The sequence below is a fragment of the Ensifer sp. GW821-FHT05G01 genome (genome assembly GCF_059419585.1).
The window spans coordinates 271,934-292,605 of record NZ_JBWKSC010000006.1 but is presented as its reverse complement, the minus strand read 5'-3'; the positions used below and the strand labels follow the sequence as shown (position 1 = coordinate 292,605).

Annotated in this window: 23 protein-coding genes; 15 read left to right on the top strand and 8 right to left on the bottom strand. The window is 63.9% G+C overall.

The window, feature by feature from the left end:
- Position 1: 1 nt before the first annotated feature.
- Positions 2 to 454: a GNAT family N-acetyltransferase gene (locus AC07UR_RS17220; protein ID WP_173420807.1), complete on the top strand. Its 453-nt coding sequence runs from the start codon at positions 2 to 4 to the stop codon at positions 452 to 454.
- Positions 455 to 470: 16 nt separating this feature from the next.
- On the opposite strand, the gene clpS is transcribed toward AC07UR_RS17220, so the two are convergent.
- A complete protein-coding gene (gene clpS, locus AC07UR_RS17215) occupies positions 471 to 782 on the bottom strand; it encodes an ATP-dependent Clp protease adapter ClpS (protein WP_173420808.1) in 312 nt (103 codons plus the stop codon).
- A 205-nt stretch (positions 783 to 987) separates the two neighbouring features.
- On the opposite strand from clpS, the gene ychF reads away from it, so the two are divergent.
- The gene (ychF, locus tag AC07UR_RS17210) at positions 988 to 2,091 is read left to right on the top strand and encodes a redox-regulated ATPase YchF (RefSeq protein ID WP_077503441.1); all 1,104 of its coding nucleotides are present in this window, start codon (positions 988 to 990) and stop codon (positions 2,089 to 2,091) included.
- Positions 2,092 to 2,185: 94 nt separating this feature from the next.
- On the opposite strand, the gene AC07UR_RS17205 is transcribed toward ychF, so the two are convergent.
- Complete coding sequence (locus AC07UR_RS17205; protein ID WP_327795860.1) at positions 2,186 to 3,292, bottom strand: hypothetical protein; 1,107 nt, start codon at positions 3,290 to 3,292, stop codon at positions 2,186 to 2,188.
- Positions 3,293 to 3,494: 202 nt separating this feature from the next.
- On the opposite strand from AC07UR_RS17205, the gene AC07UR_RS17200 reads away from it, so the two are divergent.
- The 3 genes from AC07UR_RS17200 (at position 3,495) to AC07UR_RS17190 (ending at position 4,792) form a co-directional block, all read left to right on the top strand.
- Positions 3,495 to 3,947, top strand: coding sequence for a MaoC family dehydratase (locus AC07UR_RS17200; RefSeq protein WP_173420810.1), 453 nt, complete (start codon positions 3,495 to 3,497; stop codon positions 3,945 to 3,947).
- On the top strand, positions 3,947 to 4,417 hold the full coding sequence (locus AC07UR_RS17195) for a MaoC family dehydratase (protein WP_173420811.1): 471 nt from the start codon (positions 3,947 to 3,949) through the stop codon (positions 4,415 to 4,417). The genes AC07UR_RS17200 and AC07UR_RS17195 overlap by 1 nt, the downstream gene beginning before the upstream one ends.
- Before the next feature lie 162 nt (positions 4,418 to 4,579).
- Complete coding sequence (locus AC07UR_RS17190; RefSeq protein WP_173420812.1) at positions 4,580 to 4,792, top strand: hypothetical protein; 213 nt, start codon at positions 4,580 to 4,582, stop codon at positions 4,790 to 4,792.
- Between the two features lie 12 nt (positions 4,793 to 4,804).
- Here AC07UR_RS17190 and AC07UR_RS17185 read toward each other — a convergent pair whose 3' ends face one another.
- Complete coding sequence (locus AC07UR_RS17185) at positions 4,805 to 5,350, bottom strand: adenine phosphoribosyltransferase (protein WP_173420813.1); 546 nt, start codon at positions 5,348 to 5,350, stop codon at positions 4,805 to 4,807.
- A 203-nt stretch (positions 5,351 to 5,553) separates the two neighbouring features.
- Here AC07UR_RS17185 and AC07UR_RS17180 point away from each other — a divergent pair, with 203 nt between their 5' ends.
- Positions 5,554 to 5,739, top strand: a complete 186-nt coding sequence (locus AC07UR_RS17180; protein WP_173420814.1) for a DUF1059 domain-containing protein — start codon at positions 5,554 to 5,556, stop codon at positions 5,737 to 5,739.
- Between the two features lie 369 nt (positions 5,740 to 6,108).
- The gene (locus tag AC07UR_RS17175) at positions 6,109 to 6,414 is read left to right on the top strand and encodes a hypothetical protein (protein ID WP_115419607.1); all 306 of its coding nucleotides are present in this window, start codon (positions 6,109 to 6,111) and stop codon (positions 6,412 to 6,414) included.
- A 148-nt stretch (positions 6,415 to 6,562) separates the two neighbouring features.
- On the opposite strand, the gene AC07UR_RS17170 is transcribed toward AC07UR_RS17175, so the two are convergent.
- Genes AC07UR_RS17170 through AC07UR_RS17160 form a run of 3 tightly spaced genes read right to left on the bottom strand, consistent with a single transcriptional unit; the run spans position 6,563 to position 9,071 of the window.
- Positions 6,563 to 7,822 (bottom strand): CCA tRNA nucleotidyltransferase, encoded by a 1,260-nt coding sequence (locus AC07UR_RS17170; protein WP_209790964.1) that lies wholly within the window; start codon positions 7,820 to 7,822, stop codon positions 6,563 to 6,565.
- On the bottom strand, positions 7,819 to 8,451 hold the full coding sequence (locus AC07UR_RS17165) for a CoA pyrophosphatase (protein ID WP_173420817.1): 633 nt from the start codon (positions 8,449 to 8,451) through the stop codon (positions 7,819 to 7,821). Before AC07UR_RS17165 ends, AC07UR_RS17170 begins: the two co-directional genes overlap by 4 nt.
- Positions 8,448 to 9,071 carry a DUF1285 domain-containing protein gene (locus AC07UR_RS17160; RefSeq protein ID WP_209790965.1) on the bottom strand — a complete coding sequence of 208 codons (624 nt, stop codon included), beginning with the start codon at positions 9,069 to 9,071 and terminating at the stop codon, positions 8,448 to 8,450. The genes AC07UR_RS17165 and AC07UR_RS17160 overlap by 4 nt, the downstream gene beginning before the upstream one ends.
- Before the next feature lie 195 nt (positions 9,072 to 9,266).
- Here AC07UR_RS17160 and AC07UR_RS17155 point away from each other — a divergent pair, with 195 nt between their 5' ends.
- Genes AC07UR_RS17155 through AC07UR_RS17125 form a run of 7 tightly spaced genes read left to right on the top strand, consistent with a single transcriptional unit; the run spans position 9,267 to position 18,230 of the window.
- Positions 9,267 to 10,280, top strand: a complete 1,014-nt coding sequence (locus AC07UR_RS17155) for an AAA family ATPase (RefSeq protein ID WP_209790966.1) — start codon at positions 9,267 to 9,269, stop codon at positions 10,278 to 10,280.
- A gap of 3 nt (positions 10,281 to 10,283) precedes the next feature.
- A complete protein-coding gene (locus tag AC07UR_RS17150) occupies positions 10,284 to 11,204 on the top strand; it encodes a DUF58 domain-containing protein (RefSeq protein ID WP_173420820.1) in 921 nt (306 codons plus the stop codon).
- Complete coding sequence (locus tag AC07UR_RS17145; protein WP_209790967.1) at positions 11,201 to 14,008, top strand: DUF4159 domain-containing protein; 2,808 nt, start codon at positions 11,201 to 11,203, stop codon at positions 14,006 to 14,008. The genes AC07UR_RS17150 and AC07UR_RS17145 overlap by 4 nt, the downstream gene beginning before the upstream one ends.
- A 10-nt stretch (positions 14,009 to 14,018) precedes the next feature.
- On the top strand, positions 14,019 to 16,088 hold the full coding sequence (locus tag AC07UR_RS17140) for a hypothetical protein (protein ID WP_209790968.1): 2,070 nt from the start codon (positions 14,019 to 14,021) through the stop codon (positions 16,086 to 16,088).
- Positions 16,085 to 16,558: a GNAT family N-acetyltransferase gene (locus tag AC07UR_RS17135; RefSeq protein ID WP_234941900.1), complete on the top strand. Its 474-nt coding sequence runs from the start codon at positions 16,085 to 16,087 to the stop codon at positions 16,556 to 16,558. The genes AC07UR_RS17140 and AC07UR_RS17135 overlap by 4 nt, the downstream gene beginning before the upstream one ends.
- Before the next feature lie 53 nt (positions 16,559 to 16,611).
- Positions 16,612 to 17,805, top strand: coding sequence for a glycoside hydrolase family 5 protein (locus AC07UR_RS17130; RefSeq protein WP_209790970.1), 1,194 nt, complete (start codon positions 16,612 to 16,614; stop codon positions 17,803 to 17,805).
- A 2-nt stretch (positions 17,806 to 17,807) separates the two neighbouring features.
- Positions 17,808 to 18,230, top strand: a complete 423-nt coding sequence (locus AC07UR_RS17125; RefSeq protein WP_209790971.1) for a GNAT family N-acetyltransferase — start codon at positions 17,808 to 17,810, stop codon at positions 18,228 to 18,230.
- Between the two features lie 124 nt (positions 18,231 to 18,354).
- On the opposite strand, the gene AC07UR_RS17120 is transcribed toward AC07UR_RS17125, so the two are convergent.
- Positions 18,355 to 18,912, bottom strand: a complete 558-nt coding sequence (locus tag AC07UR_RS17120; RefSeq protein ID WP_173420826.1) for a GNAT family N-acetyltransferase — start codon at positions 18,910 to 18,912, stop codon at positions 18,355 to 18,357.
- Between the two features lie 256 nt (positions 18,913 to 19,168).
- On the opposite strand from AC07UR_RS17120, the gene AC07UR_RS17115 reads away from it, so the two are divergent.
- Positions 19,169 to 20,146 (top strand): glutathione S-transferase family protein, encoded by a 978-nt coding sequence (locus tag AC07UR_RS17115; RefSeq protein WP_209790972.1) that lies wholly within the window; start codon positions 19,169 to 19,171, stop codon positions 20,144 to 20,146.
- Positions 20,147 to 20,196: 50 nt separating this feature from the next.
- Here AC07UR_RS17115 and AC07UR_RS17110 read toward each other — a convergent pair whose 3' ends face one another.
- Complete coding sequence (locus tag AC07UR_RS17110; protein ID WP_209791132.1) at positions 20,197 to 20,637, bottom strand: NUDIX domain-containing protein; 441 nt, start codon at positions 20,635 to 20,637, stop codon at positions 20,197 to 20,199.
- Positions 20,638 to 20,672: the final 35 nt, after the last annotated feature.

Below are 20,672 nucleotides of genomic sequence, written 5' to 3'. Positions count from 1 at the left end.
CGTGTCGCCTGCGCCCTTCTCGATCCGTGCCGCGCAGGCAGTCGATCTGCCCGGACTGCTTGCGCTTTATGGCGAGCTGAACCCGGACGACCCGGCGCTGGACACAGCAGTCGCCACCGACCGCTTCGCGGCGATCCTTGACCATCCCGGCATGACGATTTTCATCGGCCTTGCCGGCGATATCGCCGCCGCATCGGTCACGTTGGTGGTCGTACCGAACCTGACGCGGGGCGGCGCACCCTATGCCCTGATCGAAAACGTCGTCACAGCCTCCACATTCCGCAGGCGCGGTTTTGCTGGCGCGCTGATCAGACACGCCTTCGCCACGGCCTGGGCGGCCGGCTGCTACAAGGTGATGCTGCTGACCGGATCGAAGGATCCGGCGACGTTGCGTTTCTATGAGAACTGCGGCTTCCGGCAGGACAAGACCGGTTATCAGATCCGCCGCCCCTGACCGTCCCCCCTGGCCGTCATTCCTCCGGCTCGGTCATGAACATCAGCGGGAAGCCGGCATCCTTGGCAAGATCGGTCGCCTCCTTGGCTTTGGTCTCGGCGATATCGCGCACGCAGACGACGACGACGGAAACGCCGAGCTTGTGCGCCGTCATCATCACCCGGTAGCCCGCCTCTTCGCTCATATGGAAAACCGCCTTCAGCACCATCACGACAAATTCGCGCGGCGTGTAATCGTCATTGACGAGAATGACCTTGTAGAGCTTCGGCCGCTCCAGTTTCGGTTTCGGCTTCAGCTTCGGTTTTGCAGCAAGACCATCGTCACTCATCGGAAATCCACCCGTTGATGACAGGAAAGGCGGTCGTAGTCGGCCATGCGGCCCCGGGACGCTGACCTTCAATATCCTACGCTGAGCGCCGGCAATCAAGCAAAAGCCCGCTCCTTCGCCGCGTCGAACCGCGCGAAGGCTTGACCGTTCGGCTCCTTTATCCCATAGCCACGCCCAACGAATTCGAGAACGACAGGTTTTAGCCATGGGCTTTAAATGCGGTATTGTCGGGCTGCCGAACGTCGGCAAGTCCACCCTCTTCAACGCGCTCACCAAGACGGCGGCGGCTCAGGCTGCCAACTATCCGTTCTGCACGATCGAGCCGAACACCGGCGAAGTCGCGGTTCCGGATCCCCGCATGCGCAAGCTGGCCGACATTGCCAAGTCGAAGGAAATCATCCCAACGCGCATCTCCTTCGTCGATATCGCCGGCCTGGTGCGCGGCGCGTCGAAGGGCGAAGGCCTCGGCAACCAGTTCCTCGCCAACATCCGCGAAGTGGATGCGGTCGTGCACGTGTTGCGCTGCTTCGAGGATGACGACATCACCCACGTCGAAGGGCGCATCAACCCGGTGGCCGATGCCGAGACGATCGAGACCGAGCTGATGCTCGCCGACCTCGACAGCCTCGAGCGCCGCACCGACCAGACCCGCAAGCGCGCCGGCGGCAAGGACAAGGATTCGGTCGCTCAGCTGCCGATCATGGAAGCCTCGCTGAAGCTGCTGCAGGACGGCAAGCCGGTGCGCACGCTGCTTGCCAAGCTCGACGCCGAAGAGCTGCGCATCCTGCAGGGCCTCAACCTGCTGACCGCGCATCCGGTGCTCTACGTCTGCAACGTCGCGGAAAGCGATGCCGTCGACGGCAACGAACACACGCGTGCGGTTGCCGAAATGGCCAAGGCGCAGGGCGCTGAAAGCGTCGTGATCTCGGCGGCGATCGAATCCGAAGTGGCCCAGCTGCCGGAAGAGGAAGCCAAGGAATTCCTGAGCGCGCTCGGCCTGGAAGAAGCCGGCCTCGACCGGCTGATCCGCGCCGGCTACAAGCTGCTCGACCTCATCACCTACTTCACCGTAGGTCCGAAGGAAACGCGCGCATGGACGATCCAGCGCGGCACCAAGGCACCGCAGGCCGCCGGCGTCATCCACACCGACTTCGAACGCGGCTTCATCCGCGCCAACACCATCGCGTTTGACGACTATATCGCGCTCGGCGGCGAAGTCGGCGCGAAGGAAGCCGGCAAGGCCCGCGACGAAGGCAAGGAATACGTCGTCCAGGACGGCGACGTCATCCACTTCCGCTTCAACACGTAAGGCCTGTCGCCCCAAAGGCCACAGCAATTCGGCGTGACGGGCTCCGGCCTGACGCGCCGAGGCGCTTCAGGAACGATCGATAGAAGACCCGATGTTACGGCGCGGTATGCAACCGCGCCGTCATCGTTTCCGGCAACAGGCTGACGACGATGCGCCGCAGCTTCTGCCAGAAGATGCCGATGACGAGCACGGTGACGCCGACCACAGCGAAGGCGACGAACACGTAGTTGTCGAGCGACGCTCCAGTCTGGTTGAGCATCGTCCAGACAGCCCCGCCCAGCGACAACAGCCCTGATGTAACGAAGGCTCGTCGGTCGATGACCAGCCCGACCAGCATGAACAGGGCCACAATCAGAATGGCGGCGGCCGCCTGGCCAAGGCTGGCTTGCCCATCCCACCACGTCGCACCGTCGTTCGACAGGAAAACCAGAGCGATCAGCCCGTAGAGCAACGCGGGTGCTGCGGCCAGATGCAGCCAGAACGCGGTATCCGAGCGCGTGGTCACGCGCTGCGGATCGGAAACGTCGTAGCGCATCGCGACCGCAAAGACGCCCAAGGCGCCGACAAGAACGGTGAGCGCGAGAAGCATGAAATGGTTCTCATTGGCAAGGTCGATCCCAAGGCTCTTCTCCAAGGCAAGAAGGGCCGCAACCACGCCGATGAGGGCGACCGACACCATCAGGCCGGCCAGTGCCAGTGGCACGCGATAGCGCCAGTAGAACAGGCCGAGCGGGATCGGGAATGCTGATAGAAAGGCGAGCACAAAGACCAGTGGCCTCCAGGCATCCTCATGCTCGCTGACGAACCACAGTGCTGTAATCCCGACCCAATGCACGAGAGCAACCGTCAGCGCCACCGACGGCAGCGCCAGCCGCTGGCGCCGCACCAGGATCTCGGCAAGGACCAGAATGACCGGCAGCGTCAAGAACGGGCCACCCAGGCCCCAAAGACCGATCAGCACGACGACGACACCGATCGTGATCAGGATGTCGTGAAATCCCCGGATGAACCGTGGCTGCTCGCTGTCTTCGGCCGCGCGCGCGTCGAGAGCGGCATCGTCCCGCTCCGCTGCGGCATCCGGCGCCGTCGGCCCGAAAATTATGCCCCGATCGGCCAGATAGGCTTCGAGATCGCTCACCTGATGGGCAGAGATGATCCCTTTTTCGGCGGCGCCTGCAAGCGCTCTGTTCAGTTCGGTCACGTGCATCCTCAATCAAACGCGCATCGTTGCATTTCCAAAACAGGTGGTTGCATGAACATGCGGTATTCGCAACCTGGAAATTCCTTGCTGCGGCCGATCACTTGGCATGAGAGCCCACGCTTCAAACCTTGCTCAAAGCGATTCCGATTTGAGAAATTATGCAGTACGTAGAGCGGCAGCAAATCAGACGGGGCAACGCAGCATGTTGTATTTCGAGGATTTTTCCGAAGGGCGACGCTTCGACTACAAACCGGTCGAAATGAAACCTTCCGATATGATCGCCTTTGCGCGTGAATTCGATCCGCAGCCGATGCATCTCGACGAGGAAGCCGGTAGGCGCAGCATCCTCGGTGGCCTCTCGGCCTCCGGCTGGCACACCAGCGCTGTCGGCATGCGCATGATGCTCGATGCCTTCATGGGCCAGTCCTCGTCGCAAGGCTCGCCCGGTATCGACTTCATGGACTGGAAGAAGCCGGTCATTGCCGGCGACACGCTCACAGGTTTCAGCCAGGTTCTGGAGGCCCGCCGCTCGAAGTCCAAGCCCGGCCTCGGCATCGTCAAGTTCCGCAACGAAATCGTCAACCAGGCCGGCGAACCGGTGGCGGTTTCCGAATGTTCCGTGCTCTTCCGCTGCCGCGACAAGGTCCAACACTGATGATGACGATGGAGGAGTTTTACGCCACCGGCCGCAGGACCGTCATCGGCAGCCTGACGTTTTCGGCGGAGGATATCGTCCGCTTCGCGCGCGATTTCGATCCGCAACCCTTCCATCTCGACGCCGAAGAAGCCCGGCATTCGCTGTTCGGCGGCCTCTGCGCCTCCGGCTGGCACACATCCGCCGGCTGGATGCAGTGCTTCGTCCGGTTCTGGAAGGACGAGCAGCGTCGACTTGCCGCCGAAGGCCTGCAGGCGCCAAGGCTCGGCCCCTCGCCCGGTTTCAGGGATCTCAGATGGCTGAAGCCGGTCTATGCCGGCGACACCGTGACCTATGCCGTGACGTTCCTCGAAAGCCGCGCGCTCGCCTCGCGGCCCGGCTGGCGGATCAACACCATTCTGTGCGAAGGCGAAAACCAGCACGGCGAAGCAGTGATCCGCTTCGAGAGCAAGGTCATAGAGTTCGTATAGATCGCCACGATTGCCGACGGTGCCACGCGCGGACAACAATCTAATTCCTTAAGTCAGGAACGATTTGGGCGTAAAATCCGTTCGGACCTTCCAAGCTTCACGCCAGTTGCCGATAGGCTCTGGTGTAGCGGAGCTTTGACAGGGAGAATCGGAGGGCAATCTATGGAAAAGACCCATGTCCGCGAACTGGCGGAGGAATATCTTCGCCTCGGCGGCCACCGGCGCGTGGCCATCGACGATAACGAAACCTCGATCCGAAGCTGGGAAGCCGAGCCGCCAGAGGCCGACGCCTTCTGGCGGAGGGAGGTCGAAACACTGACACCGGCAACGCAGCGCGAAGTGCAACTGATGCTGCCCACGATTAATCGCGCCTGAGGACGCGGGCCCTCAGTGGCCGTCGAATTCAATCAGCGTGCGGACGTTGACGCCGAGCGCTTCTAGCTTCTTGCGGCCGCCGAGTTCCGGCAGGTCGATGACGAAACAGGCTGCAACGATATCGGCGCCCATCTGCTTCAACAGCTTGACGGCGGCTTCGGCCGTGCCGCCGGTGGCGATCAGGTCGTCGACCAGAATGACCTTCTCGCCCGGCTTGAGCGCATCCTTGTGCATCTCCATCTCGTCGACGCCGTATTCGAGGCTGTAGGCGATGCGCACCGTGTCATGCGGCAGCTTGCCCTTCTTGCGGATCGGAACGAACCCGGAGGAAAGCTGATGCGCGATGGCGCCGCCAAGAATGAAACCGCGCGCCTCGATGCCGGCGATCTTGTCGATCTTTGTTCCGGCATAGGGATGCACCAGTTCGTCGATCGCACGGCGGAACGCACGCGGATTGCCGAGCAGCGTGGTGATGTCGCGGAACATGACGCCCGGCTTCGGGTAGTCGGGAATATTGCGGATAGCGGCGATCAGTTCCGATTGAACGGTAGTGGTCATGGGCAAAGAAGGCCTTTGTGTCTCTTGTTACCGCAAACCCATAACACCATCGACCGGCATGTCTATAACGGTTTCTTGCCGCACGGCAGGTTGGAACAATTTGGTCGGCCCAGGGGTTGATGTTAGGCTGGGAGTCGTGACGCGCGGAGGAGATGCGCGTGACCTGCCCCTTGCATTGAGCTCACATCGGAAGGAGGAACATCATGCGCCTGTTTGAATGCGGTTCTCTTGTCCCGGGTTGCGAATGGCACACCCGCGCCGATAACGACGCCGAAATCGTTCGCCGCGTGGTGGACCATATGCGCCAGGCCCACGGCGAAACCATGATCCGCGAAAACATGATCGACAACATCAAGGCGCGCATCGTCGAAGAGACCAAGGCGGCCTGACAAAGCTGCATATGCCCCGAACGCGCGCGGGTTTCACACCGACACAGACCCGCGACGCGTCGCGTGTTGCCGCCCGCCAGAGGTGCCTGGCGACGGACTGGTGCGAGAGACAAAACGATCGCGACCACCCGATCTGGATTTGCGACGTTCTCCTGCCAGCTCTTAGGACCGCCGGACGGCGCGTTCTGTTGTCCCGTGGACGAGCGGTAATGCGCGAAGGAGATTTGACCCGCCCGGCCCTCACGCTCTATAGCCTCCTGATCAGCACGCGGCGTGTCGCCCTCGCCTGTCGTGGTGATCACTTGCGTTTGCCGGCCGCCTGCGCGAACGTCTCATGCCCTGGATTCTTTTAACTGGCACTCGGAACCTATGAACGACAAAGCTTTTGACACTTTGACCGGCATGTACTTCACGGTCGACGACCCCGATGGGAGCTATGGCACTGGCCAAGTTATTCGTCTTGCTGCCGAAGGGATTTATTTCGTTCGCTTCGACGGCAATGAGGTGACACTGCCCCTGGAACTCGTATCCATCGGCGAGATGTTGCAGACCACCGAAGAAGAATACAAGCTCTGGCGGTTCTTCGATACGACCGAGGAAAGAGACAAGTGGATCGAATGGCTGGATGCGCCATCCAAGCCAAGGGTCATTTCGCTTGTGAGGCCGACTAAGTAGCAGCCTCTCGGCCCACTCACTCCAGGAGCGCACAGGTTTCTCGATCACGGCGCGTGTTTGGTGCCAGCAGAGATCCGTCGTCTATGGCGCCTGGCGCTTATTCGCCAGGTCATCATGGACCTCGACTCTAGATCTCACGCCGCGCGCTTCAGGCGCGCGGCACCAACGCTTCGAGCCTTGCGACGAGGTTCGCCCGGTCGACGCTGAAGTTGCGTTCGACCCACAAGGTCTCCAACTCGGTCAGGATTTCGCCGACGCGCGGCCCGGCCGGGATGCCGGCCTTCAGCACATCCGCACCCGACAGCGGGAAACTCGGGCGCTTCCATGCCTCGGTTCGCGTCAAGAGGCGCTGGAAGGACGCGGTCTCGGCCAACAGTGCCGGATCGTTTTCGGACTTGCGCCTCGCCGAGGCAAGCGCCAGCCGCAGCCGGACGGAAATCCCCTCGGCACCATGGCGGTAGAGAAGCCGGTCAAGCGCCGCGTCAACCGTCTTGGTTGGTATCGTCGGCGCAGTGGCAAAGCGCGCAAAATAGGCCGCCTCGGCCTTCGACAGGCGCAACCGTGCGGCCATGGCTTCGAGTCGCTCTGCGTCCGGCGGCACGATCGCCGCAAGGCGCAACAGCGGATCGACAACCCACGAGAATGCGCGCTCGGCAGCAACCAGTTCCGGAATGGCGTCGATGCCCCATTTTTCGGTCTCGGGCAGGATCTCGGTCAACACGCCCGCCTGGCGCATCCAGAGCAGCGCCCGGCCCGGGTCCTCGGCCGAAAGCAGTTTCTTCGTCTCCGCCCACACCCGTTCTGCCGAAAGCGTCGACAGTTTTGAACGCGCCTGCGCGCAGGCTCTCAAGCCATCGGCATCGGGACGCCCGTTGCCGTAATGGGCGAAGAAGCGGAAGAAGCGCAGGATGCGAAGATAGTCCTCGGCCACCCGCTCGGCCGCGTTGCCGATGAAGCGCAGGGTCCGGCTTTCGATATCGGCCAAGCCGCCGACTTCGTCGATGACCTCGCCTTTGTCATTCGCGTAGAGTGCGTTGATGGTGAAGTCACGCCGTTCGGCATCCACCTTCCAGTCGGTTCCGAAGGCCACTTCCGCCCGGCGCCCGTCGGTCGCGACGTCGCGACGCAGCGTCGTCACCTCATAGGGCGTTCCGTCGATGACCAGCGTCACCGTGCCATGGTCGATGCCCGTCGGCACCACCTTGATGCCGGCAGCCTTCGCGCGGGCAGACACGTCTTGCGGATGCCAGGTGGTGGCCATGTCGACATCGCCGACGGGCACGCCCATCAGGCTGTTGCGCACGGCGCCGCCGACGACGCGCACCTCCCCGCCCTCGGCGTTCAGGACGTCGAAGACGCGGCGAAGGGATGGAGCTGAAAACCAGCTCTCACCGGCAACCGAGGTCATGCATAAAGCCTTTCATAAAGCATTCGGACGATGCCGGCGGTGATACCCCAGATATTCCTGTCGCCATAGGGCATGCGATAGAAATGCCGGTCTTCGCCCTGCCAGTGGCCGCTTCCGCGCCCATGGTTGCCGGGGTTCATCAGAAACGACAGCGGCACTTCGAAGACGCTTTCGACCTCGTCGGGGTTGGGAACCAGCTCGAAGCCCGGCTGCACCACCGCCAGAACCGGCGTGATCTTGAAGCCGGACAACGCCATGTAATGCGGCAGCCGCCCGATCGTTTCCACAAAGCGTGGATCGAGACCGATCTCCTCCTGCGCCTCGCGAAGGGCGGCAAGCTCGATCGACCGGTCTTCGGGATCGACCGCGCCGCCGGGAAACGCCACCTGGCCGGAATGCTTGCGCAGGCTGGCGGTGCGCTGGGTGAAGATGACATGCGCATCTTCGCCGTCGTCGACCACCGGCACCAGCACCGCCGCATCCTTCAGATGCAGGGTCTCGAGATGCGGAACGATGCCGGGGTTGAGCAGGAAATCGCCGTGCTCCCGCCAGGAGCTTTCCACCGGCCCGCCCATCTGGGTCAGCGCCCGGCGGCGAAATTCGTCGGCGGAATAGGGATGCCCGTTCATCGCGACAGCGCTTCCAGTTCGCCAGCCGGCATGATCGGGAAGACCGAGCCGCCCGACCGTACGCAGAACATCTCGACGCCGTCGACCATTAGAGTTTCGCCGAGGTCGACGAGATCATACATGACGGGTCGAGACACCAGCGCTTCCAGCCGGCCGCGCACATGTAGATAAGGTTTCAGCTCGCGATTGTCGCCGTGGATGACAAAACGCAAGGCGTGTTCCGGCCCCGCCTCGACAACATCGCCGACATTTGTGCGAAAGGTCAGCACCTGCACGCCGTCTTTCTCCGTGACGCTCATTTCGACGGCAAGGAAAGGGGCGTCGACGATGCGGATCGCCACCTTTTCCACAGGCGTCACCAGATAGGTGACGCCGTCCTCGTCCTTGCGCAAAACTGTGGAGAACAGCCGCACCAGCGGCTGACGGCCGATCGGCGTGCCGAGATAGAACCAGGTACCGTCGGCGCGGATTTCCATGTCGATATCGCCGCAGAATGGCGGATTCCAGCGCTCCACGGGCGGCAGTCCGCGCTTGCCGTCGCCCGTCTGGCCGGCTGCACGCGATATCAGCGCCGCCAGTCCGGCCGCGTCCCCGGTTCGCTGAATTTCGGCTTCTGCCATCGTTCCGTCCCGATTGGCCCCGATTTTGCACCGGAGGCGTGTATGCCGTCGCGAGATGCGGCGTGTATGATGTCACGAGATAGTGCGTCTGCGGCGACTTGTCAGCCGTCAGCCAGGGTCTAAATTGGAATAAGGCAACTGAAATTCCCCGGCGGGGCGATTCGGTTCAACAACGGGCGACCGGGGAGTATGACCATGAGTGTGATGAAGGGCGCGACGGACGCGACCGACGAAAAGGCGATCGTTGCCGCGGCGGAAAACGCGCTTGCGGAAATCGCGCTCGTGCGCGCCGAAGTCGGCAAGGTCATCTTCGGCCAGGAAACGGTGGTCGAGCAGACCCTGCTTGCGGTCCTGTCGGGCGGTCACGCCCTGCTCGTCGGCGTGCCCGGCCTTGCCAAGACCAAGCTGGTGGCGACGCTCGGCACCGTTCTCGGACTCGATTCCAGCCGCGTCCAGTTCACGCCCGACCTGATGCCGTCGGATATTCTCGGCTCCGAAGTCATGGACCAGGATGCCGCCGGCCATCGCTCCTTCCGTTTCATCCCCGGCCCGATCTTCACGCAGCTCTTGATGGCCGACGAAATCAACCGCGCTTCGCCGCGCACGCAGTCGGCGCTGTTGCAGGCGATGCAGGAGTATCACATCACCGTTGCCGGCGCCCGCAAGGACCTGCCGCAGCCGTTCCATGTGCTGGCGACCCAGAACCCGCTGGAGCAGGAAGGCACCTATCCCCTGCCCGAGGCGCAGCTCGACCGCTTCCTGATGCAGGTCGACGTCGGCTATCCCGAGCTTGCCGCAGAACGGCAGATCCTGCTTGAGACCACGGGCACCGCCGAAGCGACCGCCCGTCCCGTCATCGATGCCGCCCGCCTGCAGCAAATCCAGAGCCTCATCCGCCAGATGCCGGTCGGCGAAAAGGTGGTCGATGCCATCCTCGATCTGGTGCGCTCGGCCCGGCCGGGTAACGGCAATGCCGCCACCGACAAGAACGTCGCCTGGGGCCCGGGCCCGCGCGCAGGACAGGCGCTGATGCTGTGCGCCCGCGCCCGCGCGCTTTACGATGGGCGGCTTGCGCCGTCGATCGACGATATCATGGCACTCGCCGAGCCCGTTCTCCAGCACCGTATGGCGCTGACCTTCGCCGCCCGTGCCGAAGGCATGACCGTGCGCGACGTCATCGCCGGACTGGTGAAACAAGCCAAGGGATAAAGAATGGCCTCCATCGGGCACATAGTTGCGCGTACCCCCGCTGGTGAGGTTCTTTCCCGTGCGCAGCAGCGCGCGATGCTCGTTCCTGACTGCCTCGTCGAAGCCCGCCGCATCGCCAACACGGTGATCTCCGGCTGGCACGGGCGGCGCAAGCGCGGGATCGGCGAGAATTTCTGGCAGTTCCGGCCCTATAGCGACGGCGAAAGCCTGTCGCGCATCGACTGGCGCCGCTCCGCCCGCGACGATCATACCTATGTGCGCGACCGCGAATGGGAGGCAGCCCACACCATCTGGCTCTGGGCCGACCTGTCGCCGTCGATGATGTACAAGTCGACGCTCGGATCGGTGTCGAAGGAAAGCCGGGCGCTGGTCTTGATGCTGGCGCTCGCCGAAATCCTCGCGCGCTCCGGCGAGCGCATCGGATGTCCTGGGGTGATGGAGCCGATCTCCGCCCGCAACGCCGCCGAACGGCTGGCAACCGCAATCATGCTGACGCCGCTTTCCGAAGGGTTGCCGGAGACAGGCATGATCCGCAACGCCAGCGATCTGGTGCTGATCGGCGATTTTCTCGATCCGACCGACAGGATCATGGAGCGACTGGGTCCGCTTGCCCGCCGTGGCCTGCGCGGCCATGTCGTCGAGGTTGCCGATCCGGCCGAGGAGGTCTTTCCCTATGCCGGCCGAACCGAGTTCAGCGATCCGGAAACCGGCCAGAAGCTGACGGCCGGGCGCGCCGAGATCCTGCGCGAAGATTATCAGCGCGCCTACCTCGCGCGCCGCGAAAGCCTCGGGGTGACGCTGCGCCATCTCGGCTGGACCTTTACGCCACATAGGACTGACAGGCCCGCCTCCGAGGCGCTGGTTGCAGTCCACATGTATCTCTCGGGCATGCCCGGTCGCGCCACCCATGGAGGCCAGCTATGACCGGCCTTCCCTTTCTGTTTGCCAATCCCGCGATGCTTGCGGCGCTGATCGCCCTTCCGGTGATCTGGTGGCTCTTGCGCATGACCCCGCCGAAGCCGGCGGCCGAAGTGTTCCCACCGCTGCGCATTCTTGCCTCGGTGCTGAAGCGCGAGGAGACGCCGTCGAAAAGCCCGTGGTGGCTGACCCTTTTGCGCATGCTTTTGGCGGCCGCGGTCATTCTCGCCATCGCCGACCCCGTGATGAACCCGCGCCAGAACACGTTGGCAACGAGCGGCCCGCTCGCCATCGTCGTCGACAACAGCTGGGCAACGGCCACCGACTGGGAGCAACGTGTGGATGCCGTCAGCACGCTGATCGACGATGCCGAGGCGCGCGACCTTGCCGTTTCGATCGCCTTCACCGGCGACCGCCAGCACGACGCCACGCCGGGCTCGGCAGCGACCGCACGCAACAGGCTTGCTGCCGCCGCCCCCATTCCGCTCGCCGTCGACCGCACCCAGGCGATTGCCGCACTGAAAACCGCGTTTGAAGGCGCGAAGCCCGGCACGCTGGCCTTCGTCAGCGACGGCATCGAGGCAGCAGACCAGAAGACCATGGCGGCGCTATCCGAGGTCCGAGCCGCCGAACTGCGGCTGATCGAGGCCGATGGCAGCCGCACCGTGGCACTGACCGATAGCAGCAACGGCTCGACCGGCATGTCGGTGACGGCAACGCGCCTCAACAAGGATGGGGCCCTCACCCTGCCGATCGTCGCCTATGACACGCGCGGCCGCGCCATTGCCGACGGGCAGATCGCCTTCGGCCCCGGCGAAGGCGTCGCCAAGGGCAGCATCGAGGCGCCCTTCGAACTGCGCAACGATTTTGCCCGCATCGGCATCGAGAATGCCGCGACCGCCGGCAGCGTGCACCTGCTCGACGATGGTTTCCGCCGTCGTCGCGTCGCACTTCTGAGCGGCGAGGCCCGCGATCAGTCGCAGCCGCTTCTGTCGCCGCTCTACTATATCAACCGCGCGCTCGCTCCCTATGCCGATCTCGTCGAGCCGCACGAGACCGATCTCGCCGTCGCCATTCCGGAGCTCCTGGAGCAGAAGCCCTCCGTGCTGATTATGGCCGATATCGGCCGGCTGCCGGAAGAGATCTATCCGAAGCTCACGAAATGGATCGACAATGGCGGCATGCTCATCCGCTTCGCCGGCCCCAGGCTTGCAGCCGCCCCCGCCGACGATCCGCTGGTGCCGGTGACGCTGCGCCAGGGCGAACGGGCGCTCGGCGGCGCGCTTTCCTGGTCCGAACCGCAACCGCTCGCCGACTACCCCGCCAACAGCCCGTTTGCCGGCATGGCGCGCCCGACCGACATTCTGGTCAAGCGGCAGGTTCTGGCCGAACCGACCGCCGATCTTGCCGAGCGCACCTGGGCAAGCCTTGCCGATGGCACGCCACTGGTGACGACGTCGGCCCACGGCGCCGGGCGCATCATCCTCTTCCACGTGAGCGCCGAAGCCACCTGGTCGAACCTGCCGATCTCGGGCGATTTCGTCGAGATGCTGCGCCGCAGCGTCCAGCTGTCGCGCGGCGGTGGCGTTGCCAACGAGGGCAAGGCGCAGCAACAGACGCTCGCGCCCTATCGGCTGCTGAACGCCGACGGCGTGCTTGTCGCCGAGACCGGCAATGCCCGGCCGCTCGATGTCGTGCCGGGCCAGGTGCCGGTGTCGACGCCTGAGAATCCGCCGGGTCTCTACGGATCGGAAGATGGCTTTACCGCGCTCAACCTTTTGCCGCGCAATGCCGAGCTGACGCCGATCGACATGACCGCCGCCGGCGCTCACACCACCCAGCAATTGGCCGCTTCCGAAAGCTGGTCGCTGAAGCCGGCCCTGTTCACCCTTGCAATGCTGCTGCTCCTCGTCGACGCGCTGATCGTGCTGTTCATGGGCGGGGCCTTCTCGCGTCTGCGCGCAGCAAAGGCGATGACCGCAGGCCTCCTGCTGGCGGTAAGTGCCTTCCTCGTCTCGCCGCCGGATAGTCTGGCCGACGACAGCCGACCGGAGGACGCCGCCATTCTCGAGCGCCTCGACACCACGCATCTGGCATACGTGGTGACCGGCGAAGGCGAAGTCGACCGTCTCTCCGAACGCGGGCTTGCGGGACTTACCGACTTCCTCACCTATCGTACGACGCTTGAGCCGGGCACGCCTGTCGGCCTCGATATCGCCAAGGACGAACTGTCGTTCTATCCGATCATCTATTGGCCGGTTTCCGCATCGGCGCCGATGCCGAGCCCGCAGGCCGTCAGCCGCATCGACGCCTATATGCGCGCCGGCGGCACGGTGCTGTTCGACACGCGCGACCAGTTCTCCTCGCTCGGCGCATCGTCCGGCGGCACCAGCCCCAACACCGAGCGGCTGCAGGCGATCCTTGCCAACCTCGACATCCCGCCGTTGGAGCCCGTTCCGACCGACCACGTGCTGACCAAAGCATTTTACCTGCTGTCGAACTTCCCCGGCCGCTACACCGGCAGCCCGCTGTGGATCGAGGCGCAGCTCGACAATCGCGAAGAGGCGAGTAATCGCCCGGCTCGCTCTGGCGATGGCGTGACGCCGATCATGATTACCGGCAACGACTTTGCCGGCGCCTGGGCGGTGGATGCCAACGGCGTCGCATTGCTGCCAACCGTACCGCCGGACGAAATGCAGCGTGAATACGCCTTCCGTTCCGGCGTCAACATCATGATGTATATGCTGACCGGCAACTACAAGGCCGACCAGGTGCACGTGCCGGCCCTGCTCGAACGGCTCGGACAATGAGGGCCGATCGATGACCGCTGACTTCTCGCCTTTCATCCCGTGGCCCTATCTGGCGGTGCTTGCCGTCGCAGCGGCGATCCTGGCCGCACTCGGCATCTGGCGCGGCGTGCGCGGCGCCTGGGTCCGTGCCGCTGCGCTTGCCGCCTTCTGTCTGGCGCTCGCCAACCCGATCCTCTTCCAGGAGGAGCGCGAGCCGCTGTCGACCATCGTCGCCGTGGTCGTCGACCGCAGCCAGAGCCAGGATTATGCCGGCCGGCGCGAGCAGACCGACAAGGCGCTTGCCGACCTCAAGGACCGCCTTGCCCGCTTCCCGCAGATCGAGACCCGCATCGTCGAAGCCGCCGACAGCCCGGAGAGCGAAGCGCCTTCAACCCGCCTCTTCTCCGCCTTGACCTCCGTGCTTGCCGATGTGCCGCCGGCGCGGGTCGGCGGTGCGATCTTCATTACCGACGGCCAGATCCACGACGTGCCCGACATCAACCAGAAGCTCGGCTTCGACGCGCCGATCCATGGGCTGATCAGCGGCAGGCCGGATGAATTCGACCGTCGCATCGAGATCGTCAGCGCGCCGCGCTTCGGCATCGTCGGCGAACAGCAGAAGCTGTCCTTCCGCGTGGTCGACGATGGCAAGGCGCCGGGCGGCACCGCCGAGGTGACCATCCGCCTCAATGGCAACGAGATCGCAACGGAAGTCGCCGAACCCGGCACCGACGTGCCTTTCAGCTTCACCGTGCCGCGCGGCGGCAACAACATCCTCGAATTTGCGGTCAACGGCGTCCCCGGCGAAGTTACCGAAACCAACAATCGCGCCGTCCATGTTCTCGACGGCATCCGCGAAAACCTGCGCGTGCTCTTGGTCTCGGGCGAGCCGCATGCGGGCGAACGCGCCTGGCGCAACCTGTTGAAGTCCGATGCCGCCGTCGACCTCGTGCATTTCACCATTCTGCGCCCACCGGAAAAACAGGACGGGACGCCGATCAACGAGCTGTCGCTGATCGCGTTTCCGACGCGCGAGCTGTTCGTCGACAAGATCAGCGAATTCGACCTGATCATCTTCGACCGCTACCAGCACCGCGGCGTGCTACCGATCCTCTACTACGACAACATCGCGCAATATGTGCAGAACGGCGGCGCACTTCTGATCGCAGCCGGGCCTGAGCATGCCGGCAACGATTCGATCGCCGCCACGCCGCTTTCGGCGGTACTGCCCGCAAACCCGACCGGCGTGATGAATGAAAAGGGCTTCTATCCGCGCCTTTCGGATGAGGGCAAGAAACACCCGGTCACCCGCGGTCTCGAAGGGGCTGCCAGCGAGCCGCCGCAATGGGGCCGCTGGTTCCGCACCGTCGACGTCGACCGGCCACTCGGCCAGACCGTGATGGAAGCCGCCGACGGCAAGCCACTATTGGTGCTCAATCGTGTCGGCAAGGGACGCGTCGCCATGCTTCTGTCGGACCAGGGCTGGCTCTGGGCCCGGGGCTTTGAAGGTGGCGGTCCGCACGTCTCGCTCTATCGTCGCACCGCCCATTGGCTGATGCAGGAGCCGGCGCTGGAAGAAGAAGCGCTGACGGCCCGCGCCGCAGGCCGCACGCTCGAGATCACCCGCCAGACCATCGAGGGCGACCCCGGCCCCGCGACCCTCACCTATCCCTCCGGCAAAACCGAGGAGCTGTCGCTGACGCAGCGCGAACCGGGCCTCTACAGCGCCGAGGTGAAGACCACGGAAACCGGCCTCTTCGAAGTTGCCAACGACGAACTGTCCACGCTCGTCCATGTCGGCAATGTCGACGCGCCGGAATTCAAGGCGGCGATCTCGACCGAGGACAAGCTGCGCCCCTGGGCAGAACAGACCAAGGGCCTGGTGCGCCGGCTGGCAAGCGCCGACGGCGCCATAGACCTGCCGTCGATCCTGCCGGTGCGCGGCGCCGTGCGGGTCGCCGATGACCAGCGGCTGTCGCTGCGCCTGACCGACGAGACCGTACTCAGGGGCATCAATTCTCTGTCGCTGTTTACCGGCCTCTTCGGCCTTGCCGCCCTGCTCCTGCTGATCTCGGCGACATGGTACCGCGAGGGTCGATGACCGATCCGAACGTCGCCATCAGCAACCTGCGCGACGTGCCCTATTTCGCCGACGATATCGCCGACCGCGTCTGGCGGGCCTGGTGGGAACCGCGCGGCTTTCCACTCGATCACATCGCCGGGCTGGTTGCCGGAACCCTCGGCGACCATCACATTCCTTTCGCCATCGTCGCCCATCGCGGCGCAACGTTTATCGGCACCGCCTCGGTGATCGAATCCGACCTGGAGGAGCGCCCCGAGCTTGGTCCCTGGGTGGCAGCCGTGTGGGTGGAGCCGACATTTCGCGGTCTCGGCCTCGGCGCGAGCATCGTTCGTCACGCAGCCGAGGCGGCCTTGGCGACCGGCGTCGAAACCGTGCATCTCTGCGCCTTGCCGCAGAAGCGCGCCTTCTACCAGCGCGGCGGTTGGCAGCTCGATGAAAAGGATGTGGGTGAAAGCCGGCTCGACGTTTTCAGCATGCGCCGTTCCTGATTTAGGCCACAATGACTGTCGACATCGCAGGGACATTCTTTGGAGCCCTGTAGATGCGTTTGATAGCCTCCTCCTTCCTTGCCCTCGCCCTTGCCGGCGCAATCGTCACCGGGCCCGCTCACGCGGCCGACCTTATCGATTTTTGGGACAAGCCGCAGCATGGCGGCAACAGCTTCAACCGGCTTCCGCCGGACGAGGCCTATTTCAAGGCGCTGTCCGGCTACGGCGCCACCTGGGTTCGCTTGTCCTACGACAAATGGAAGCCGGCCAAGCGCGACTATCTGATCGGCAATGCCGACAAATACGAGGGCATACCGGCGGCCGACCTGAAGACGCTGAAGGAAACGCTCGATCGCGCCGACAAGGCCGGATTGAAGGTCGTCATCACGCCATTATCGCTGCCCGGCATGCGCTGGTCGCAGAACAACGGCAACAAGTTCGACGGTCGCATATGGCAGGACAAGGCCTGGTGGGCTGAGGCCGCAAGCTTCTGGCGCGACCTCGCCCGCGAACTCAAGGATCACCCTGGTGTTGCCGCCTACAACATCATCAACGAACCGGCGCCTGAAAAGCAGAACGGCCTTGCAGAACACGCCGACGAAAAGGCGATGCAGGACTGGTATGCGAGCAAGAAGGGCAGCGCCTCCGACCTCGTCGCCTTCTATGAGACGGTGATCGCCGCCATCCGCGAGGTCGACCCCGCGACCCCGATCATGGCCGACGCCGGCTGGTATGCCGCAGCCGATGCCTTCAGCTATTGGCCGTCCGGTCTCAGCGACCAGAAGGTGCTCTACAGCTTCCACATGTACGAGCCCTATGCGGCCACCAGCGCGCCCAACATGAAGCGCGAAAAGCCCTATGCCTATCCCGGCAAGGTCCCGTTCGGCGAAAGCGAGGAGAACTGGGACAAGGCGCGGGTTGCCTCCTATCTCGACCGGCCGGTGCAATGGGCGAAAGACAAGGGCATTGCGCTCAATCGCGTCGTTGCCGGCGAGTTCGGTTGCATGCGCCGCTGGACCGGCTGCAAGGCCTATCTCGAGGACGTGCTGACGACGCTCGACAAGGACAGCCTGCACTGGGCCTTCTACAGCTTCCGCGAAGACAGCTGGGACGGCATGGACTACGAACTCGGATCGAAGAAGGTCCACTGGAAATATTGGGACGCGATCGATGCCGGCACGCCCGATCCGATCAAGCGCACGGCGACGCCTGAGTTCGAACCGATCTCCAAGCGGCTGGCCAGGTAGGAGTGTCCATGTTCGAGATCACCGACAAACCGCCGGCCGAAGCGCTTGAAGCCATCGGCAACGGCCTGACGGCCTTCAACGCCGCCGATGTCGGCCCGTCCGAACGGCGGCCACTGGCAGTGCTCATCGGTGGTTCCGATGCGGAGGGAAAGCGCGGCGGTCTCAGCGGCTACACCGCCTGGGGCTGGCTGTTCGTGCAATGGCTGTGGCTGCCCGAAGACCTGCGCGGCCAGGGTCTGGCGGCCAGGCTCCTGGCGGCGGCCGAAGACGAGGCCCGTCGCCGCGGCTGCCACGGCGCCTGGATCGACACGTTCAATCCGCAAGCCCGCCGCGCCTACGAGCGCCAGGGTCACGAGGCCTTCGGCGAGTTGCCCGACTTTCCACCGGGCCGCAGCCGGGTCTTTCTGAAAAAGCAGCTGGGCTAAAGCATTTCCAGGAAAAGTGCGGAGCGGTTTTCCGTCAGGAAATGCGTAAAAACAGAGACATAGAGCGTTTCTGTGTTTCCGTATAAATCGGAAACGCTCTAGAGGTCGCCGACAGACGATATTGTCAGACGGCAAGCGCCAGTTCTATGTCTTCGACCTCGGCCGTCTCCTCGACTGCCGCGTCGTCCCGCCAGCCGATGACGCCGGCAAGGCCGGCATGCACGCCTTCGGCCATCGGCACCACCAGCACCCGTGCCGGATCGACCGGCCCCGGGAATTCGAGAGCCGCGTAACGGACCTTCTCGAAGCCGAGCGGCTGGTAATAGGGCGGGTCGCCAACGAGGATGACGGCGTGCGAGCCCTTCCGCCGTGCCGCTTCGACGGCGATACGCACCAGCTCCCGGCCGATGCCCATGTTCTTGTGCGACGGCCGTACGGCGAGCGGCCCAAGCAGATGCCCCTTGATCGAACCCGCCATCACGGGCGTCATCCGGACCGAGGCAATCGTCTCGCCATTATCGGCGCAGACGAAGGACAGCGACCGATCGTGGGCGCCCTGCTCGCGAATGCGTGCAGCCGCCCGGGCGAACCGGCCGGGACCAAAGGCTTCTTCGTTGATGATTTCGATGGCTGCGTCATGGGACGCGTCTTCGGTCAGGTAGACGAGGTCATGCTTTTTCATGGGATCAGGAACCGTATGCAGACAGACATGGGGATGGCTTCGCCCGAGGGGGCGTTGGCAGCATCAGCGTCGTCGCAGGTTTCCCGAGAAGGTCATGAGTACGGTTCGTTCCGGACACAGAGAAATTTTCTGAAATCGCCGATACCAGAAAATTGCCCGATGTCAAAGCCCAAAACGCACTGTTCAGAAATCGATACCTTCCGCAGGTCGATAAAGCCGCTATCTATGAACAACGAAACCACGAAGGAGATTGCCCATGGGCAGGCTTGTAGACGGCGTCTGGCAGGACGTCTGGTATGACACGGCGGCGACGAAGGGCCACTTCAAGCGCAGCGAATCGCAGTTCCGCAACTGGATCACATCAGATGGATCGGCAGGCCCATCGGGCGAAGGCGGCTTCAAGGCCGAGGCCGGGCGCTATCATCTCTATGTCTCGCTCGCCTGCCCCTGGGCACACCGCACGCTGATCTTCCGCAAGCTGAAGAAGCTCGAAGACCTGATCTCGGTCTCGATCGTCGATCCGCTGATGCTGTCGAAGGGCTGGGAATTCAAGGGCAAGGACGGCGGCACCGTCGACCACCTCTTCGGCTCCGAAGCGCTCTGGCAGGTCTACACCCGCGCCGACCCAACCTATTCCGGCCGGGTGACGGTGCCCGTCCTCTGGGACAAGCAGAAGAACACCATTGTCTCAAACGAATCCGCCGAGATCATCCGCATGTTCAATTCGGCCTTTGACGAGCTGACCGGTTCGAATGCGGATTTCTATCCGCAAGACTTGCGCACCGAAATCGACGAACTCAACGCTCGCATCTACGGCACTGTCAACAACGGCGTCTACAAGGCCGGCTTCGCCACGAGCCAGGAAGCCTACGAGCAAGGCGTTACCCCGCTGTTCGACATGCTCGACGAGCTGGAAGAGCGGCTGGCGAGCCGGCGCTACCTGACCGGCAGCGCGATCACCGAAGCCGACTGGCGGCTGTTCACGACGCTGGTGCGCTTCGACCCCGTCTATGTCGGCCACTTCAAGTGCAATATCCGCCGGATCGCCGACTACAAGAACCTGCAGGGCTACCTGCGCGACCTCTACCAGGTGGCGGGCGTGGCCGAGACGGTCGACATGCGCCACATCAAGGAGCACTACTACCGCAGCCACACGATGATCAATCCGACCGGGGTCGTGCCCGTCGGCCCGATCCTCGATCTGGATGCTCCGCATGGGCGATGCGCCATCTAAACACCCGACAAGGCGCTGTCTTGCGCCAGGTCAGGACCGCACAGCCAGATCTACCAGTAGCTGTCGAAAACGCTTGCGCCCGCCAGCTCTCCAAGCCGACGGCGCGTGGCGGGCGTCGTATCGTCAGGCAGGGCATCAAGCGCAAAAAAGCCGCTCGCCGAAATCTCCAGATCCGGCGTCTTCGGCGCCGACTGGCGAACATGGTCGCAGCGGTAAAACACCACGTGATCGCGGCGGCTCGTGCGCCTGTTGTAGTAGACCTGCACCAGCGCCGGCGGGACCGTCGCCTCGAGATTACCTTCCTCGCGCAACTCGCGCAGCAGGCCTTCGAGCGCCGTCTCGTCGCGGTCGAGGCCGCCACCCGGCAGATGCCAGCCGGGCAGATAGGAGTGCCGCACCAGGAAGACCCGGCCTTGATCGTCGAAGCAGGCGGCGCGCACGCCGATCGTCATGCCGCGCGACAAGGCGTAGTAGCCGTGAGCCAGGCGCATCAGGACGCGGTGATACCAGCGCCGCACCTCCCGGG

Coding starts and splice junctions, on each gene's coding strand:
- clpS (WP_173420808.1), bottom strand. CDS start 782: ATGAGTGACGATGGTCTTGCTGCAAAACCGAAGCTGAAGCCGAAACCG.
- ychF (WP_077503441.1), top strand. CDS start 988: ATGGGCTTTAAATGCGGTATTGTCGGGCTGCCGAACGTCGGCAAGTCC.
- AC07UR_RS17200 (WP_173420810.1), top strand. CDS start 3,495: ATGTTGTATTTCGAGGATTTTTCCGAAGGGCGACGCTTCGACTACAAA.
- AC07UR_RS17195 (WP_173420811.1), top strand. CDS start 3,947: ATGATGACGATGGAGGAGTTTTACGCCACCGGCCGCAGGACCGTCATC.
- AC07UR_RS17190 (WP_173420812.1), top strand. CDS start 4,580: ATGGAAAAGACCCATGTCCGCGAACTGGCGGAGGAATATCTTCGCCTC.
- AC07UR_RS17185 (WP_173420813.1), bottom strand. CDS start 5,350: ATGACCACTACCGTTCAATCGGAACTGATCGCCGCTATCCGCAATATT.
- AC07UR_RS17180 (WP_173420814.1), top strand. CDS start 5,554: ATGCGCCTGTTTGAATGCGGTTCTCTTGTCCCGGGTTGCGAATGGCAC.
- AC07UR_RS17175 (WP_115419607.1), top strand. CDS start 6,109: ATGAACGACAAAGCTTTTGACACTTTGACCGGCATGTACTTCACGGTC.
- AC07UR_RS17170 (WP_209790964.1), bottom strand. CDS start 7,822: ATGACCTCGGTTGCCGGTGAGAGCTGGTTTTCAGCTCCATCCCTTCGC.
- AC07UR_RS17165 (WP_173420817.1), bottom strand. CDS start 8,451: ATGAACGGGCATCCCTATTCCGCCGACGAATTTCGCCGCCGGGCGCTG.
- AC07UR_RS17160 (WP_209790965.1), bottom strand. CDS start 9,071: ATGGCAGAAGCCGAAATTCAGCGAACCGGGGACGCGGCCGGACTGGCG.
- AC07UR_RS17155 (WP_209790966.1), top strand. CDS start 9,267: ATGAGTGTGATGAAGGGCGCGACGGACGCGACCGACGAAAAGGCGATC.
- AC07UR_RS17150 (WP_173420820.1), top strand. CDS start 10,284: ATGGCCTCCATCGGGCACATAGTTGCGCGTACCCCCGCTGGTGAGGTT.
- AC07UR_RS17145 (WP_209790967.1), top strand. CDS start 11,201: ATGACCGGCCTTCCCTTTCTGTTTGCCAATCCCGCGATGCTTGCGGCG.
- AC07UR_RS17140 (WP_209790968.1), top strand. CDS start 14,019: ATGACCGCTGACTTCTCGCCTTTCATCCCGTGGCCCTATCTGGCGGTG.
- AC07UR_RS17135 (WP_234941900.1), top strand. CDS start 16,085: ATGACCGATCCGAACGTCGCCATCAGCAACCTGCGCGACGTGCCCTAT.
- AC07UR_RS17130 (WP_209790970.1), top strand. CDS start 16,612: ATGCGTTTGATAGCCTCCTCCTTCCTTGCCCTCGCCCTTGCCGGCGCA.
- AC07UR_RS17120 (WP_173420826.1), bottom strand. CDS start 18,912: ATGAAAAAGCATGACCTCGTCTACCTGACCGAAGACGCGTCCCATGAC.
- AC07UR_RS17115 (WP_209790972.1), top strand. CDS start 19,169: ATGGGCAGGCTTGTAGACGGCGTCTGGCAGGACGTCTGGTATGACACG.
- AC07UR_RS17110 (WP_209791132.1), bottom strand. CDS start 20,637: ATGCGCCTGGCTCACGGCTACTACGCCTTGTCGCGCGGCATGACGATC.